Below are 17387 nucleotides of genomic sequence, written 5' to 3'. Positions count from 1 at the left end.
GACCTTGACGATCGCGTGACAGGCGATGAAAGCTTGCTCGAACAGTTCTTGCGGGTCGGTGACCCCAACAGGCAAAACCGGTCTGCACACAACGACAGACCTTCCAAGAGAGGGCTGCGGCATTGCCGCAGCCCTTTTCGTTGGCAGGCATTCTCGTTGGCAGCGCATTTCGTTGGCAGTGCTTTTCGTTCAATGGCCCCAGTTGCGAAGCGGTTTCCCGATGCCGCAAAACACTTTATGGTGGCTCAAAGCCTCTGGCTGTTAACAAGTAATTTCGTAAAATCAAAGGCTTGCGGATCGAGCTCAGGCTCGGCCGGCCTTTGGAGGGCAGTTTGACTCGTTATATCTCGACCCGGGGCGAGGCCCCCGAACTCGGCTTCTGCGACGTGATGCTGACCGGGCTCGCCCGCGACGGCGGCCTGTATGTGCCGGCTACCTGGCCGCAACTCTCGACTGACGCCATCGCCGGCTTCTTCGGTCGCCCCTATTGGGAGGTCGCGGTCGAGGTGATCCGCCCCTTCGTCGCCGGCGAGATCTCGGACGCCGAGCTCGGCCGCATGGCGAACGAGGCGTACGCCACCTTCCGCCATCCGGCGGTGGTGCCGCTGCGCCAGATGGCGCCGCACCAGTTCGTGCTGGAGCTGTTCCACGGTCCGACGCTCGCCTTCAAGGACGTGGCGATGCAGCTGATCTCGCGGCTGATGGACCACGTTCTCGCCAAGCGCGGCCAGCGCACCACCATCGTGGTCGCGACCTCGGGCGACACCGGCGGTGCTGCGGTCGACGCGTTCGCAGGGCTCGAAAATGTCGATCTCATCGTGCTGTTCCCGCATGGCCGCATTTCCGAGGTACAGCGGCGGATGATGACGACGACGGGCGCGGCCAACGTCCATGCGCTCGCCGTCGAGGGCAATTTCGACGATTGCCAGGCCCTCGTGAAGGCGATGTTCAACAACCATCGCTTCCGCGATGCGACGTCGCTGTCCGGCGTCAATTCCATCAATTGGGCGCGCATCGTCGCCCAAGTGGTCTACTATTTCACCTCCGCGGTTGCCGCTGGCGCACCCGCGCGCGCGGTGGACTTCGTCGTGCCGACCGGCAATTTCGGCGACATCTTTGCCGGCTATGTCGCCAAGCGCATGGGTCTTCCCGTGCGGACCCTGGGCATCGCCGCCAACGTCAACGACATCCTGGCGCGCACGCTGAAGACCGGGATCTACGAGGTGCGCGAGGTCCACGCGACGGCGTCGCCGTCGATGGACATCCAGATCTCCTCGAATTTCGAGCGGCTGCTGTTCGAGGCTGGCGGGCGCGATGCCGCCGGCGTGCGCCGTCTGATGGATTCGCTGAAGCAGTCGGGGCGCTTCGTGCTGCCCGATGCGACGCTGGCCGCGATCCGCGAGGGATTCGATGCAGGCCGGGCCGACGAGACCGAGACCGCCGCCGCGATCCGCGCCGCCTGGCGCGAGGCGGGCGAGCTGGTCGATCCCCACACCGCGGTCGCGCTCGCGGTCGCCGACCGCGACACCACGGACAGGACGGTTCCCAGCATCGTGCTGTCCACTGCCCATCCGGCCAAATTCCCCGATGCGGTCGAAGCGGCCTGCGGCCAGCGGCCGCAACTGCCGGCCTGGCTCGATGGTCTGATGACCAAATCCGAACACATGAAGGTGATGAAGAACGACCAGGCCGAGGTCGAGCGGTTCGTGCTGTCGGTCAGCCGCGCCGCGAAACAGGGAGTTGCCGGATGAGCGTCGAGATTTCCAAGCTTGCGTCCGGCCTGACTGTCGTCACCGACAAGATGCCCCATCTCGAGACCGCGGCGCTCGGCGTCTGGGCCGGCGTCGGCGGGCGCGACGAGAAGCCCAACGAGCACGGGATCTCGCATCTTCTGGAACATATGGCGTTCAAGGGCACGACGAAGCGCTCCTCGCGCGAGATCGTCGAGGAGATCGAGGCGGTCGGCGGCGACCTCAACGCCGGCACCTCGACCGAGACCACGTCCTATTATGCGCGGGTGCTGAAGGCCGACGTGCCGCTCGCGCTCGACGTACTCGCCGACATCCTGGCCAACCCGGCCTTCGAGCCCGACGAGCTCGAGCGCGAGAAGAACGTCATCGTGCAGGAGATCGGCGCGGCCCAGGACACGCCTGACGACGTCGTGTTCGAGCATCTCAACGAGCTCTGCTATCCCGACCAGCCGATGGGCCGCTCGCTGCTCGGCACCGCGAAGACCTTGCGTGCCTTCAGCCGCGACTCGCTGCGCGACTATCTGTCGACGCATTACCGCGGGCCGGACATGGTGGTGGCGGCAGCCGGGGCGGTCGATCACAAGCAGGTGGTCGCCGAGGTCGAGCAGCGCTTTGCCAGTTTTGAAGGGATTGCGGGTCCCAAGCCGCAACCCGCACAGTTCGGCAAGGGCGGCACCAAAGTGGTGCATCGCGAGCTCGAGCAGGCCCATCTGACGCTGGCGCTGGAGGGCGTGCCGCAGACCGATCTGTCGCTGTTCTCGCTCCAGGTCTTCACCAACATCCTCGGCGGCGGGATGTCGTCGCGGCTGTTCCAGGAGGTGCGCGAGAAGCGCGGCCTCTGTTACTCGATCTACTCGTTCCACGCCCCCTATACCGACACCGGCTTCTTCGGCCTCTACACCGGCACCGATCCGGCCGATGCGCCCGAGATGATGGAGGTCGTGGTCGACATCATGAATGATTCGGTCGAGACCCTGACCGAGGTCGAGATCGCGCGGGCCAAGGCGCAGATGAAGGCGGGGCTGCTGATGGCGCTGGAGAGCTGCTCGTCCCGCGCCGAGCAACTCGCCCGCCACGTGCTGGCCTATGGCCGGCCCCAGACGGCCGAGGAGCTGGTGGCCCGGATCGACGCCGTCAGCGTCGAATCGACCCGTGATGCGGCGCGTGCGCTGCTTTCGCGCAGCCGCCCTGCGGTTGTCGCATTGGGCAGTGGCAGGGGTCTGGACACGGCGGTGTCTTTTGCGGAAGGATTGACCCGGGCACGCGCCAAGGCGCGGCTGCATTAGGAGCCGCGCACGGGTTGAACCGCCCCGGGAAGCATCACCATGGCCCTCTTTCGCCTGCCATCCAGTGGACCCGCCGCTCTCGCGCCGCGCGGCAACGGCCTGTTGCTACGCGCGCCGCAGATGTCGGACTTCCTGCAGTGGGCCCATCTGCGCGAGTCCAGCCGCGATTACCTGACGCCCTGGGAGCCGATCTGGCCGTCGGACGATCTCACCCGCTCCGGCTTCCGCCGTCGCCTGCGCCGCTATTCCGAAGACATCGCCGCGGACCGGTCCTATCCCTTTCTGATCTTCCGGGAGCTCGACGGCGCCCTGGTCGGCGGCATCACGCTCGCCAATGTCCGTCGCGGCATCGTCCAGGCCGGCACCATCGGCTATTGGGTCGGGAAGCCTCACGCCCAGCGCGGCTACATGACGGCCGCGCTGCGGGTGCTGCTGCCGACGCTGTTCGGCGAGCTCAATCTGCACCGGGTCGAGGCCGCCTGCATCCCGACCAATGCGCCGTCGATCCGGGTGCTGGAGAAGTGCGGTTTCTCCCGCGAGGGCCTGGCGCGCCGCTATCTCTGCATCAACGGGGTCTGGCAGGACCATTTGCTGTTCGGCCTGCTGCACGAGGATTTCCGCGGCTGAGCCCGTTCATTCATGTGACCAAAGTCTCCTGTGTGCCTGCCTTGGGTTCGCCGGTTTTGACGATATAACGGCGCAACCCGGCCGGTGATCGGCCGTGATGTCGTCATGGAGTATGGGTGTTGATGGTGCAGGAGCTTCGGTCATCGCGGACTACGTTGCGGCGGGGGGCAGCGGCCGCGCTGGCGTTGTCAGTTGCGCTCGTCTCCATCTCGCCGGTCGCGGCGCAGTCGCTGACCGATCGATTCAAGGGCCTGTTCGGCGGCAAGTCGGACGAGCCGGCCCAACCCAAGCCGGCGCCTGCACCAGGCCAGCCGGCGGCTGACGACGATCTTGATTGCCCGCAGGTCACGGTGCGTGCCGGAGCCTCCACCTATGCGGTCGGTGCCACCGGCAAGCCGGCCGTCGGGAATGAGATCCGCTTCCAGGCCACCATCACCAAGATGGCGCGCGAATGCGCCCGCAATGGCGGCGATATCACGGCCCGGATCGGCATCCAGGGCCGCGTCATTGCCGGTCCCGCCGGTGCGCCTGCGACCGTCGAGGTGCCGCTTCGCGTCGCCGTGGTGCAGGGCGGCGTCGGCGAGAAGGTGATCGCTTCCAAGGCCTACCGGACCACGGTCGGAATGTCGGAGGGCGGCAGCGTGCCGTTCACCTTCGTGGCCGAGGATCTGGTCTATCCGATGCCGTCGGCCAAGGACGCCGATAGCTACATCTTCTATGTCGGCTTCGATCCGCAGGCGCTGTCACCCGAGCCGAAGCCGCGGGCGAAGAAGAAGTAGGCGAATGATTTGCAAGTGACCGTCATGCCCGGGCTTGTCCCGGGCATCCACGTCCTTCGCTCCGCCTGAATAGAACGTGGATGGCCGGGACAAGCCCAGCCATGACGACGAGAAAGCAAACTTTCAAACAAAAAAGCCGGCGCTCATCGCGCCGGCTCTTGATGGGTGAAGGCGAGACCCCTCAGTTCAGCTTCTGCCGAACCTCGGTGATGCCCTTGGCGAGCAGATCGTCGGCGACCTGGCCCCTGACCGACTGCGACAGGATCGTGGAGGCGGCCTGGACGGCGGCTTCCGCGGCTGCGGCGCGAACATCGGCGACCGCCTGGGCCTCGGCGAGCGCGATCTTGCCTTCCGCGGTCTTGGTGCGGCGAGCGACGAAATCTTCCACCTTGGCCTTGGCCTCGATTGCGATGCGCTCGGCTTCGCTCTTCGCGTTGGCGATGATGTCGGCGGCCTCGCGTTCGGCCGAGGCGGTGCGCGCCTTGTAGTCGGCGAGCACCTTGGCGGCTTCCTGCTTGAGGCGCGTCGCGTCGTCGAGCTCGGCCTTGATGCGATCGGCGCGATGGTCGAGCGCAGTCATGGCCTTCTTGAAGACCCCGAGATAGCCGAACACGACCATCAGGATCACGAAGGCGATGGCGACCCAGGTTTCAGGATCGAAGAACATATCGATTAACCCTTCAAGGACGCATCAACGGCGGCATTGACCAATGCCGCGTCCGGAACCACACCGGTGAGCTGCTGCACGATGGTGCCTGCCGCATCGGCCGCGATGCCGCGGACGTTGCTCATGGCGGTCGCACGGGTCGAGGCGATGGTCTTCTCCGCCTCGGCAAGCTTGGCCGCCAATTGCTCTTCCAGCGCCTTGCGCTCGGCGTCCGCCTGCGCATTCGCCTTGTCGCGGGATTCGTTGCCGATGGCCTGCGCGCGCGAGCGTGCCGAAGCAAGCTCGCTTTCATAGGCTTTCAACGCCGCTTCGGACTGGTCCTTCAGCTTCTGCGCTTCGGCGAGGTCGCCCTCGATCTTGTTCTGGCGCGCCTCGATCGCACCGCCGACGCGCGGCAAAGCGAGCTTGGACACGATCACGTAAAGCGCGACGAAGAAGATCGCGAGCGACACCAGCTGCGAAGCATAGGTGCCGCTCTCGAACGGCGGAAAACCGCCACCGTGTCCGCCTTCGGACCCGGTGTGGGCGCCCGCCGCCGGACTTTTCGCCCCGCCATGACTTTCAGCCATGGATTACTCCTGTTGCAGCCATGCGCGTCGCTTCGGTCGAAGCGGCGCGAAAAATCGTCCTCAGAGCGGAACGAACAGCAGCAGCAGCGCGATCAGCAGCGAGAAAATGCCGAGCGCTTCGGTCACGGCGAAGCCGAAGATCAGATTGCCGAACTGGCCCTGAGCGGCCGAGGGGTTGCGAACGGCTGCGGCGAGGTAGTTGCCGAAGATCACGCCGACGCCGACGCCCGCGCCGCCCATGCCGATGCATGCGATGCCCGCGCCGATAAGTTTTGCTGCTGCCGGATCCATTTTAGACTCCTTGGAAGAAAGATTGGGTTTTGGGTGGAAATTCCCCGGACCGCTCAGTGTCCCGGATGAATGGCGTCGTTGAGGTAGATGCAGGTCAGGATCGCAAACACATAGGCTTGCAGGAACGCGACCAGAATCTCGAGAGCGTACAGCGCGACCGTGAGCGCCAGCGGCAGCACGCCGCCGACCCAGCCAAGGGCGCCGAGCGAGAAGCCGAGCATGGCGACGAAGCCCGCGAACACCTTGAGCGCGATGTGGCCGGCCAGCATGTTGGCGAACAGACGGACGCTGTGGGAGACCGGCCGCAGGAAGAACGACAGGATCTCGATGAACATCACCAGCGGCAGGATGTAGCCGGGGACGCCGTGGGGCACGAAGATCGAGAAGAATTTCATGCCGTTCTTGGCAATGCCGTAGATCAGGACCGTGAAGAAGACCAGCAGCGCGAGCGCGGCGGTGACGATCAGATGGCTCGAGATCGTGAAGGTGTAGGGGATGATGCCGACCAGGTTCGAAACGCAGATGAACATGAACAGCGAGAAGATCAGCGGGAAGAACTTCATGCCTTCCGCGCCGGCCGTCGAGCGGATCGTCGAGGCCACGAACTCGTAGGAAATCTCGGCGACCGACTGCAGGCGTCCGGGAACCAACTGCGTGCCGCTGGCGAGCATCAGGATCGAGATGATCGCGACCGCCACCAGCATGTAGAGCGACGAATTGGTGAAGGCGATCGTGTGGTTGCCGATATGGCCCAGGGTGAAGAGAGGCTCGATGTTGAACTGGTGGATCGGATCGATTTTCATCAGCGCGGCATCTCTTGGTCTGCCGGGCGATGCCGGCGGGTCTCGGTCTGCCGGTCGGGCCCGGCCCGTACCGGCGCGAGCCGGCACGATCATTCCTCTCCTGGAGTGGATCGCTTAAGAACCACCGCGCCTGTTCTGACCCGCGCCTGCCGTTCTCACCACATTCACCACGCCGGCGACGAAGCCCAGGAGCAGGAACACGATAAATCCGAAAGGCGACGTCGACAGCAAGCGGTCGAAACCCCAGCCAATCCCCGCTCCGACAACGACCCCGGCGACCAACTCGGAGGATAACCGGAAACCAAGCGCCATCGCCGAGGCTCTGGCCGCTCTGTCTTCACCGTCACCTGCGGGTTGCTCGGTCTTGATGTGGCGGCCGCGAAATTCGGACAACCGCTGATCAAGATTTCCGAGCCGTTCGGAAAGCGCAGCTTCCTCGGGCGATCTATCGCGATCTCCATTCTCGCCGTGTCCCGTGCCCTGTGTCATGCAACGAAGACCCGAAACGCCGCGGCTGAATGGAAATTGCGCCCGCCACCCTCAAAAGCCGCGCGGACCATACTGATGGCCCATAATCAAGTCAAGCCAAGTCACGATTGCGTCCATTCCCGTTATGTATCTGATTTATTTGAAAATATCGACGCGAGCGGCAGCGCTGCACACAGCGTGACGCCGCACCGCAGCAGGTCTCCGCTTGATCGGCGGATGCAGTCGCCATTTCACCCGGCTGCCGGGATCAAAGGGGGTGCCGCGATCGTTCATGTCAAAGGCGCGTTTTGGGCGGCGGATCGCCTCGCCGGGGTGTAGAATTTGCGAGAAATGCCACCTTTATGAGCGCCATGTTTGGAAGTGCTACGGGCGCCTCGTGGCGGAGAACGCGATGAGACCAGCGAATTCATCTACAGCATCATCCACAGCATCATGGCTTGCAGCGGCGGCGTTCGCCGCGGCGATGGCGGTCAGCGCTGGCGGCCTCGCCGCGCAATCCGCGCCCGACAGCGAAAACGGCCGCTACAGCATGACCCCCATCCCCGAGGGCGTGCTGCGGCTCGACAGCCGCACCGGCACGGTGTCGACCTGCACCCGGAGCGGCGCCGGCTGGGCCTGCTACGCGGTGCCCGATGAACGTGCCGCGCTCGACGCCGAGATCGGCAGGCTCCAGGCCGAAGTCGAGACGCTGAAGGGACGACTTGCGGCGGGGCCGACCGTGTCAGGCAAGATCGACGAGGCGCTGCCGAAATCCGACCCGTTCAAGAAGGCGGAGCCGCAAGCACGAGAACCAAAGGCTGCCGAGGGTGACCGCAGGATCGAGATCCCGCTGCCGAGCGACCAGGACGTCGATCGCGTGATGTCATTCCTGGAAAGGGCCTGGCGTCGGCTGATCGACATGGCGAACCGCGTGCAGAAGGACGTGTCGGGGAAGATTTAGCGCATGGCGAGATGCGGTAGGGTGGGCAAAGGCGCGACGCGCCGTGCCCACCAATCTTCCAACTATACAGGGCGAATGGTGGGCACGCTTCGCTTTGCCCACCCTACGGCAGCTTTCGATCAGGCGAGACTTTCATGACGTCAGGCAAATCCGTCACGCGCTCGGCGCCATCGTCGGTGCAGGCCACCACGATCGCATCGTCGCTGCTGACCGTGCAGACGCCGGGCCGCGGCTTCACCGATCTCTCCGGCGAAGCTGCGAAGTTCGTCACCGAGGCAGGCGCGCGAGACGGCGCGTTGACGTTGTTCGTTCGTCACACCTCGGCATCGCTGACGATTCAGGAGAACGCCGATCCTTCCGTGCTCGTGGATCTGACCACGGCGCTGTCCCGGCTCGCACCGGAGAACGCCGGCTGGACGCATGATGCCGAGGGACCCGACGACATGCCGGCGCACGTCAAGACCATGCTGACCCAGACTTCGCTTCATGTGCCGGTCCTGAGCGGCAAGCTCGCGCTCGGCACCTGGCAGGCGATCTACCTGATCGAGCACCGCAAGCGCCCGCACCGGCGCGAAATCGTGCTGCAATTCGTCGGCGGCAATCAGTAGGGCGTTTTCGAGCGGGGTGGATAAAACAAAACCGGCCGCGGAGACCGCGGCCGGTTTGTGTTGATCCGGATCTGCCGTCGATCAGTTCGACTTGATATCGACGTCCTTGGTCTCCGGCAGGAAGAACAAGCCGATCACGACGGTAATCGATGCGAAGATGACCGGATACCAGAGGCCCGCATAGATATCGCCGGTCGAGGCCACGATGGCGAAGGCGGTCGCCGGCAGCAGGCCGCCGAACCAGCCGTTACCGATGTGGTAGGGCAGCGACATCGAGGTGTAGCGGATGCGGGTCGGGAACAGTTCGACCAGCATCGCGGCGATCGGGCCGTAGACCATGGTGACGAAGAGCACCAGGACGAATAGCAGCCCAACAACCGCAGCGACCTGCGGACGGAAGATGTCGAACGGATGCGCCATCTTCACGATGCCTGCATCGCCGGGCTTCGGATAGCCGGCCGCCTGCGCGGCAGCGAGGAGCGCCGGATTGCCGTCCTTCGCGTTGGCGTAGGGAACTTCCTTGCCGTTGACCACCACCTTCACGCCGGAGCCCGCCGCACCCGGCGTGGTCGAGTACTTGACCGACGACTGCGACAGGTAGGCACGCGCGGTGTCGCAAGGCGACGTGAAGACGCGGGTGCCGACCGGGTTGAACAGGTCGCCGCAACCTGCGGGATCCGCCACCACGTCGACCTTGACCGACTCGATCGCCTTTTCCAGCGCCGGGTTGGCGTTGGTGGTGATCATCTTGAAGATCGGGAAGAAGGTCAGCGCCGCGATCAGACAGCCGCCGAGGATGATCGGCTTGCGGCCGATCTTGTCGGAGAGCATGCCGAACACGATGAAGAAGCCGGTCCCGAGCAGGAGCGACCAGGCGATCAGCAGGTTGGCGGTGTAGCCGTCGACCTTGAGGATCGATTGCAGGAAGAACAGCGCGTAGAACTGGCCGGTGTACCAGACCACGCCCTGGCCCATCACGCCGCCAAGCAGCGCCAGCAGCACGAGCTTGCCGTTCTGCCAGTTGCCGAAGGCTTCCGTCAGCGGGGCCTTCGAGCTCTTCCCCTCGTCCTTCATCTTCTGGAAGATCGGGGATTCGTTGAGGCGAAGCCGGATCCAGACCGAGACGCCGAGCAGCAGCACCGAGACCAGGAACGGAATGCGCCAGCCCCAGGCCGCGAAGTCGGGTTCGCCGAGCGCGGAGCGCGTGAACAGGATCACCAGCAGCGACAGGAACAGTCCGAGCGTCGCCGTGGTCTGGATGAAGGAGGTGTAGTAGCCGCGCTTGCCGTTCGGGGCATGCTCCGCGACGTAGGTCGCCGCACCGCCATACTCACCGCCGAGCGCCAGGCCCTGGGCGAGACGCAGCGCGATCAGGATGATCGGGGCCGCGATGCCGATGGTCGCCGCGTTGGGCAGCAGGCCGACGATGAAGGTCGACAGACCCATGATCAGGATGGTGACGAGGAAGGTGTATTTGCGACCGACGATGTCGCCGACACGGCCGAACACGATCGCGCCGAAGGGGCGCACCAGGAAGCCCGCGGCGAAGGCCAGCAGCGCGAAGATGTCGCGGGTTGCCGGCGGATAGGCCGAGAAGAACTGCGCGCCGATGATGCCGGCCAGCGAACCGTAGAGATAGAAATCGTACCACTCGAAAACGGTACCGAGCGAGGAGGCGAGAATGACGAACCGTTCGTCCTTCGTCATCCCTCCCGCGCCTGCTTGAGACACAGCCATTGTCGACATGTTGAGTCGCTCCCCGAAAAATCGTTTCCTCGCGCCCTGGATGCCCGGCCATGCCGGATCAACCCAAGCCTTACCCCCAAGGTAACATTGGCGTGAAACCCGCCCCAATACGACTTTCGGCCTTTCGCACTGACGCTCGCCTGACGCCGCGGGCGTTCCATTCGGCAACATAGTGCCGGCCTGTGGATTAACCCCGTTGCCGCAAAGGGATAATGTCCACTTGCATGCCACGGCTGGTCGGGAAAGAATTGACCCAAGGGCCTGCGCCGGCTTACTGGCCCGGTGCGATTGCCAGCAAGAGAACGATGAACGCTCCCTCGACCCATCTCGTCATTGCCGATGACCACCCGCTGTTCCGCGACGCGCTGCGGCAGGCGGTGGCGGGCGTCCTGAGCTCGGCCAGGATCGACGAGGCTGGATCGTTTGAGGATCTGACCAAGCTTTTGGAACAGACCTCCGACGTCGACCTGATCCTGCTCGACCTCTCGATGCCCGGGATCTCCGGCTTTTCAGGCCTGATCTATCTGCGCGCGCAATATCCGGCGATCCCGGTGGTGATCGTCTCCGCCTCCGACGACAGCGCCACGATCCGCCGTTCGCTGGATTTCGGCGCTTCCGGTTTCATTCCGAAGCGCTTCGGCGTCGAGACCCTGCGCGACGCCATCCTCAAGGTGATGGAGGGCGAGGTCTGGGTTCCCGCCGACACTGATCTGTCGGCGGTCGCCGACCCCGACATGACGCGCCTGCGCGATCGGCTGGTGACGCTGACGCCGCAGCAGGTCCGGGTTCTGATGATGCTGTCGGAGGGATTGCTCAACAAGCAGATCGCCTATGAGCTCGGCGTCTCCGAGGCCACCATCAAGGCGCATGTCTCGGCGATCCTGCAAAAGCTCGGCGTCGAAAGCCGGACCCAAGCCGTGATCGCCGCCGCAAAGATCGCCGGCGGCCAGTGGAAGCAGGGCACCCCGACGGGGTGAGTCCCTAGCGGGCGAGCTACGCGACCGCGCCTGTGTCGCCCCTCTGTCAATCCGCGCGCGCAAAAATATTCCACTTTACCGAAATTCGGAAATGGCGTATGTGTCACCTATCCCGGCTCATCCTTGAGGGGCGATCTTGTGGTCGTCACGTTCGCGAGCCGGGCTTGCGGTGGACGCGGCAGCGTTCGGGTGCGAGAGGCGTGGGCAGGGCGGATTGCTCTCCGTGAGCCCAAGGCTTCGTTCCGAGCGGCGCTGCTAGGCTTCGTCTCGTCTGTAAGTTTCCGGCTCCGTCGACAGGCTGGGAAAACTGCGGCGAAATGGCGGGCCGTGCGTACGGCAAAACCGTGTGGTCCTGGCCGTCGTTGCTACGGTCAAGCTCTTGCGGATGCGGCATCTGCGTCAACCGGCGCGGTGCCGGTGAATTTCGCGAGGACGAGGGAGGCCAGCAGGAACTCGGCTCCCGGGAGAGCACGGCATAAGCCGTCCAACCATCGCGCAGGGAAGGCCGAGTGATTGGCTACACCTGTATGCTGCTGTGCGGTTTTCCTGCGTGTGCTTTTCGCGCAGCGGACCGCGGGTGCCAGCCGGCACCCGGCCTTCCCTGCGCCCTCTTGGACAAGAGGGTGGAGTGACGAAGCAAAGCTCGGGCGAATTGCGCCGCGAGACGCGAAGGCGTGTCCGGATTCAAAAATGCGAGCTGGAAGAGTGGCGCTGCCGCCTCATACTCCGTCATTGCGAGCGCAGCGAAGCAATCCAGTCTGCCGCCGCGGAGGGATTCTGGATTGCTTCGCTACGCTCGCAATGACGATGTGGAGAGAACGTGCGCCACACTCCGTTCTCGTGTCCCGGCGATCGGGCCGCAGATGCTGGAACCGGAACCTCACAACTTCTCACAACTCCAAACGGGTGTCTCGCGGTCGCCGCTGCTAGTCAGTGCATGGCCGATCAACAAGGGAGCAGCACCATGACACAGAGCATTGACCAGCACCGCCGCCAGTTCTTTGGCGTCGCCGCAGGAACTGTCGCCGCCGGCCTCGGCGTGATCGGCCTCGCCCGCGCCGAATCGGAAGCGCCGCGCTATTCCGCAACGAACGCCTCATTCGGCGCGATCAAGCAGATCGATGCCGGCGTCCTCAACGTCGGCTACGCGGAAGCCGGTCCTGCGAACGGTCCCGTAGCGATCCTGCTGCACGGCTGGCCCTACGACATTCACGCCTTCGTCGACGTCGCGCCGATCCTGGCGAAGGCCGGCTATCGCGTCATCATCCCCTACCTGCGTGGCTACGGCTCGACGCACTTCCTCTCCGACGAAACGCCGCGCAACGGCGAGCCGGCAGCAATGGCCGCCGACATCATCGCGCTGATGGACAAGCTCGACATCAAGAAGGCGGTCGTCGCCGGTTTCGATTGGGGCGCGCGCACCGCCGACATCATCGCTGCGCTGTGGCCGGAGCGCTGCCGCGCGCTGGTGTCGGTCAGCGGCTATCTGATATCCAGTCAGGCCGCGGGCAATGCACCGCTGCCGCCGTCGGCCGAGCTGCTCTGGTGGTACCAGTTCTATTTCTCGACCGAGCGCGGCCGCGCCGGATACGAGAAGTACACGCATGATTTCGCAAAACTGATCTGGAAGCTGGCCTCGCCGCAGTGGAAGTTCGACGACGCCACCTTCGACCGCAGCGCGGCGGCGCTGGACAACAAGGATCACGTCGCGATCACCATTCACAATTACCGCTGGCGGCTCGGGCTTGCCCAGGGCGAAGTGAAGTACGAACATCTCGAAAAGAAGCTCGCCGCGGGTCCGGTCATCGACGTGCCGACCATCACGATGGAAGGCGACGCCAACGGCGCCCCGCATCCCGACCCGAGCGCCTATGCCAAAAAGTTCTCGGGCCGCTACGAGTTTCGCCTGATTACCGGTGGCATCGGCCACAATCTGCCGCAGGAAGCACCACAAGCCTTTGCCAAGGCCGTCATCGACGCCGACGGCGGCGCCTGACCCGCTACTCCGCCGCCACCATCTGCTGCGTGCGCCACTGGCCGAGCAGGGCGCGGAGCGAAGCCGGCTTGACCGGCTTGTTGAGCACCGCGACCTTTTCGTCGCGCGCAGCCATTTGCACGGCGGGGCTGCGGTCGGCAGTGATCAGGATCGCGGGGATGCCGTCACCGAAGCGGCGGCGGATGTCGCGGATCGCGGCGATGCCGTTGCCGCGGTCGAGATGGTAGTCGACCAGCAGGCCGGTCACGCGGCGGCCGGCAGTTTCGATCGCGGCGATCGCGCCCTCGGGATCGGCTACCGCGATCACTTCGGCGTCCCACGCCTTCAGCAGCGTGCGCATGCCGTCGAGGATCGCGGCATCGTTCTCGATGCAGACGATCAGGGTCCCCGAGATCGAGGTGCGTGCGAGCGGCGTCGCACTGGTCACGGCCGCGGTGTGGGTGATCGCCTTGGCCGTCGGCACCGTCACGGAAAACACCGAGCCGCCGCCGACATTGGAATCGATGGCGATGCCGTGCTTGAGCACGCGCGCCAGCCGCTCGACGATCGACAGGCCAAGGCCGAGGCCGCGGGCGATCCGCGCGCCCTGCTCAAGGCGGTGGAATTCCTTGAAGATCTCGCCGCGCTTGACCGTCGGGATGCCGACGCCGGTGTCGTAGACGCAGATCTTGAGCGAGGCGCCGCGGCGGCGGCAACCGACCAGCACGCGTCCGCGCGGGGTATACTTGATCGCGTTGGAGATCAGGTTCTGCAGCAGCCGCCGCAGCAGGAGACGATCCGATTCGACGGGCAGCGAGCACGGCACGAAGACGAGCGCCAGATTCTTGGCGCGTGCGATCGGCGCGAACTCGATCTCCAGCGAGCGCATCAGATCGGCCATCTTGAAGCTCGAGATCGAGGTCGTCATCGCGCCGGCGTCGAGCCTGGAGATGTCGAGCAGCGCGCCGAGGATCTCCTCGATCGCCTGAAGCGATTCGTCGATGTTCTCGACCAGTCGCGTCTCCTCGCCGCTGTGCTGGCGCTCGACCAGGCTCGTGACATAGAGCCGCGCCGCGTTCAGCGGCTGGAGAATGTCGTGGCTGGCGGCGGCGAGAAAGCGCGTCTTGGAGATGCTGGCGTCTTCGGCCGCGCTCTTGGCCAGTGCCAGCTCGGAATTCAGCCGGGTCAGCTCCTCGGTGCGGTCGCGCACCCGTTTTTCCAGCGTCGCATTGGCGCGCTCCAGCGCTTCGGCCGCCTCGAAACTGGGCGTGACGTCGGTGAAGGTGATGACGAATCCGCCGCCGGGCATGCGGTTAGTCAAGATCTCGATCACCATGTGGCGGTCGGGCAGGCGCTCGAGATAAGGCTCGCCGTCGGTGGTGTAAGCCACCAGCCGGCGCTCCAGCATGGCCTCGCGCTCGGTCGGATCGGCCGGCTCGCTCACGCCCATGAATTCCAGGATTTCACGCAGCGGCGTGCCGAACTGGATGAAATGCGGGGGAACGTTGAGGAGATCGCCGAACTGCCGGTTGGAGCAGATCAGTTGCAGATCGGCATCGAACACCGCGATGCCCTGGCGCACATGGTTGAGCGCGGTCTGGAGAATCTCGCGGTTGAAATGCAGCGCCGCATGGGAATCGTCGAGCAGCTTGAGCGCAGCCTTCGCCGATACCGTTCGTTTGCGCAGCAGCAGCGACATCACGAGACGCGAAGAGGCCGCACCGATCGAGGAGGCGATCAGGTGCTCGGCGTGCTGCAGCAGCTCGAAATCGGCGGGCGCCCCGGACTCCAGCCGCACATTGCGCCGCGCGGAGAATGCCTCGAACGAATGTCGCGCGCGGTCAGGCCCGAGATATTGCGCCACCGTGGTCTGGATGTCCTGCACCGTGACGGTGGTGCGCCAGCGCCGGAAGTTCGGGGAGATCGGCGCGAGGGTGTTGGGGACGAACAGATCGGCCTGCACCAGCTCGATCGACGAGGGCCGGCGCGCCAGCGACAGCAGCACGTAGGTGAGGATGTTGAGCGCCAGCGACCAGACGACCCCGTGCATCAGCGGCGGCAAATCGGCGCCGAACAGCGCCTGCGGTCGGAGCGCCTCGATCCCGAACGGGCCGTGCTGGAGCAGCAGGATGCCCGCCGTCGAAGTATCCATGAAGCTCGGGATGAACAGCGTGTAGAGCCACACCGCGAACCCGACCAGCATGCCGCCGATCGCGCCGCGCGCGGTCGCGCGCCGCCACAGCAGTCCGCCGAAGAAGCTTGGTGCAAGCTGGGCGATTGCTGCAAAAGACAGCAGGCCGATCGCCGCGAGCTGGGTGTTGCCGAGCGCGCGGTAGTAGAAATAGGCCATCACCATGATGGCGAAGATCGCGAGCCGGCGCGAGCGCAACAGGAAGTCGCTGAAATCGGCCCCGCCGGTTCGCCCTTCGGGCCGTCGTTGCAGCACCAGGGGCACCACGAGATCGTTCGAGACCATGATGGAGAGCGCGACGCATTCGACGATCACCATCGCGGTCGCCGCCGACAGGCCACCGACGAAGACGGCGACGCTGAGCAGATCCGCGCCGCCCTCCATCGGCAGCGCCAGCACGTACATATCCGGATCGGCGGCGCCGAACGGGAAGCTGACGAGGCCGGCGAGCGCGATCGGGATCACGAACAGATTGATGGCGACGAGATAGAGCGGAAACAGCCAGCGCGCGCGGCCGACCTCGGCGTCCGAGGAATTCTCCACCACGCTGACGTGGAACTGGCGCGGCAGCAGCATGATCGCGCATAGCGACAGCAGCGTCATGGTCAGGAAGTTACCGATCGAGGGCGAATAGTTGATGGCGCGGACCGCCTCCGGTGTCTTCATCGCGCGCTCGATCAGCTCGTGCGGCGAGAACATCCAGAACGTGACGAAGATGCCCGCGGCGAGGAAGGCGACGAGCTTGATGATGGATTCGGTCGCGACCGCCAGCATCAGGCCGTGCTGATGCTCGGTGGCGTCCGTCTGCCGCGTGCCGAACAGCACCGCGAAGGCCGCCATCGCCAGCGTCACCATCAGCGCCACGTCGCCGACGATCGGAATGTGGGAGAAGGCCTGGTCTTCGCTCAGGATGGTTTCGAGCGAGGAGGCGACCGCCTTGAGCTGGAGCGCGATGTAGGGCACCGAGCCGATGATCGCGATCAGCGCGACGGTTGCCGCCACCGCCTGGCTCTTGCCGTAGCGCGCGCCGATGAAGTCGGCGATCGAGGTGATGTTGTGGGCCTTGGCGAGCTGGATCACGCGGCGGAGAACGCCGGCCCCTAACCCGATCATCAGGATCGGGCCGACATAGATCGCGAGGAAGTCGGTGGAGGTGCGAGTGGCGAAGCCGACCGAGCCGAAGAAGGTCCAGGAAGTGCAGTAGATCGCCAGAGACAGCGGATAGATCAGCCCCGAGGCGCGGCCGCGCCCAGCCGGCGAGCGGCGGTCGCCATGGCTCGCCACCAGGAACAGAAAGCCGATATAGCCGAAGGCGGCGGCGATCACGCCCCAATCGTGCAGCATGCGAGCGTGCTTCTCCCGGGGCGCGCGCTGGCCGCGCCCGATCTCATTTTCCCTGTAAATCTAGCGCGTTGGACCGTCGCAGGCGACAGCGAAATGCCGTGCGGGCGCGGGAACTGTGGTTGTCGTTACCCGGTGTGCTGCCCCAAAAGCTGCGCTGCGTCGGGCTCACCGAGAGAGCACCCCGTGGTACCCCCCTCCCTGACCCTCCCCCACAAGGGGGGAGGGAACGGACAGAGCGTCCGCGTTGCAGGAAATCGAGACCGACCCTTACACTGTGCGGCTCCCGACGTAAGGGAGGCGAAACTCTCTCGCTCCCTCCCCCCTTGTGGGGGAGGGTGGGGAGG

The 17387-nt window shown here is 65.1% G+C and carries 16 protein-coding genes; 9 read left to right on the top strand and 7 right to left on the bottom strand.

All coding sequences use genetic code 11. The features are described from left to right. Positions 1-332: 332 nt before the first annotated feature. The 4 genes from thrC (at position 333) to GWG67_RS36435 (ending at position 4443) form a co-directional block, all read left to right on the top strand. Positions 333-1751 (top strand): threonine synthase, encoded by a 1419-nt coding sequence (gene thrC, locus GWG67_RS36450; protein WP_247283169.1) that lies wholly within the window; start codon positions 333-335, stop codon positions 1749-1751. Continuing rightward, complete coding sequence (locus GWG67_RS36445) at positions 1748-3037, top strand: pitrilysin family protein (protein WP_275174510.1); 1290 nt, start codon at positions 1748-1750, stop codon at positions 3035-3037. Before thrC ends, GWG67_RS36445 begins: the two co-directional genes overlap by 4 nt. A 39-nt stretch (positions 3038-3076) precedes the next feature. Further along, on the top strand, positions 3077-3664 hold the full coding sequence (locus GWG67_RS36440) for a GNAT family N-acetyltransferase (protein WP_275174509.1): 588 nt from the start codon (positions 3077-3079) through the stop codon (positions 3662-3664). Between the two features lie 122 nt (positions 3665-3786). After that, positions 3787-4443: a hypothetical protein gene (locus GWG67_RS36435; RefSeq protein WP_275174533.1), complete on the top strand. Its 657-nt coding sequence runs from the start codon at positions 3787-3789 to the stop codon at positions 4441-4443. Positions 4444-4624: 181 nt separating this feature from the next. Here the strand turns inward: GWG67_RS36435 and GWG67_RS36430 are convergent, their stop codons facing one another. From GWG67_RS36430 to GWG67_RS36410, 5 genes are all read right to left on the bottom strand, one after another. Then, a complete protein-coding gene (locus GWG67_RS36430) occupies positions 4625-5110 on the bottom strand; it encodes an ATP F0F1 synthase subunit B (RefSeq protein ID WP_027570043.1) in 486 nt (161 codons plus the stop codon). A gap of 5 nt (positions 5111-5115) precedes the next feature. After that, on the bottom strand, positions 5116-5679 hold the full coding sequence (locus GWG67_RS36425) for a F0F1 ATP synthase subunit B' (protein WP_275174508.1): 564 nt from the start codon (positions 5677-5679) through the stop codon (positions 5116-5118). Between the two features lie 60 nt (positions 5680-5739). Continuing rightward, complete coding sequence (locus GWG67_RS36420; RefSeq protein ID WP_007599451.1) at positions 5740-5970, bottom strand: F0F1 ATP synthase subunit C; 231 nt, start codon at positions 5968-5970, stop codon at positions 5740-5742. A 53-nt stretch (positions 5971-6023) separates the two neighbouring features. After that, positions 6024-6773, bottom strand: coding sequence for a F0F1 ATP synthase subunit A (locus tag GWG67_RS36415; protein ID WP_275174507.1), 750 nt, complete (start codon positions 6771-6773; stop codon positions 6024-6026). 114 nt (positions 6774-6887) lie between these two features. After that, entirely contained in the window at positions 6888-7262 is a 375-nt protein-coding gene (locus tag GWG67_RS36410; RefSeq protein ID WP_211395574.1) for an AtpZ/AtpI family protein, read from the bottom strand. 75 nt (positions 7263-7337) lie between these two features. Between GWG67_RS36410 and GWG67_RS36405 the strand changes: the two genes are divergently transcribed. The 3 genes from GWG67_RS36405 to GWG67_RS36395 all read left to right on the top strand — a co-directional run bounded on the left by GWG67_RS36405 (position 7338) and on the right by GWG67_RS36395 (position 8810). Further along, positions 7338-7580, top strand: coding sequence for a hypothetical protein (locus tag GWG67_RS36405; RefSeq protein ID WP_275174506.1), 243 nt, complete (start codon positions 7338-7340; stop codon positions 7578-7580). 73 nt (positions 7581-7653) lie between these two features. Further along, positions 7654-8202, top strand: a complete 549-nt coding sequence (locus GWG67_RS36400; RefSeq protein WP_275174505.1) for a hypothetical protein — start codon at positions 7654-7656, stop codon at positions 8200-8202. Positions 8203-8336: 134 nt separating this feature from the next. Further along, a complete protein-coding gene (locus GWG67_RS36395; RefSeq protein WP_275174504.1) occupies positions 8337-8810 on the top strand; it encodes a secondary thiamine-phosphate synthase enzyme YjbQ in 474 nt (157 codons plus the stop codon). An 81-nt stretch (positions 8811-8891) separates the two neighbouring features. Here the strand turns inward: GWG67_RS36395 and GWG67_RS36390 are convergent, their stop codons facing one another. Further along, positions 8892-10517 (bottom strand): MFS transporter, encoded by a 1626-nt coding sequence (locus GWG67_RS36390; RefSeq protein ID WP_275174503.1) that lies wholly within the window; start codon positions 10515-10517, stop codon positions 8892-8894. A 344-nt stretch (positions 10518-10861) separates the two neighbouring features. On the opposite strand from GWG67_RS36390, the gene GWG67_RS36385 reads away from it, so the two are divergent. Together GWG67_RS36385 and GWG67_RS36380 are read left to right on the top strand one after the other, a co-directional pair. Next, a complete protein-coding gene (locus tag GWG67_RS36385; protein ID WP_275174502.1) occupies positions 10862-11533 on the top strand; it encodes a response regulator transcription factor in 672 nt (223 codons plus the stop codon). 964 nt (positions 11534-12497) lie between these two features. Next, positions 12498-13529 (top strand): alpha/beta fold hydrolase, encoded by a 1032-nt coding sequence (locus GWG67_RS36380; RefSeq protein WP_275174501.1) that lies wholly within the window; start codon positions 12498-12500, stop codon positions 13527-13529. A gap of 4 nt (positions 13530-13533) precedes the next feature. On the opposite strand, the gene GWG67_RS36375 is transcribed toward GWG67_RS36380, so the two are convergent. Continuing rightward, positions 13534-17043, bottom strand: a complete 3510-nt coding sequence (locus GWG67_RS36375) for a PAS domain-containing hybrid sensor histidine kinase/response regulator (RefSeq protein WP_275174500.1) — start codon at positions 17041-17043, stop codon at positions 13534-13536. Positions 17044-17387 lie beyond the last annotated feature (344 nt).

Source organism: Bradyrhizobium sp. CSS354 (assembly GCF_029051725.1).
GTDB lineage: Bacteria > Pseudomonadota > Alphaproteobacteria > Rhizobiales > Xanthobacteraceae > Bradyrhizobium.
Note: the sequence above shows the minus strand (reverse complement) of the source record. Positions and strands in the feature narration are given on the sequence as shown.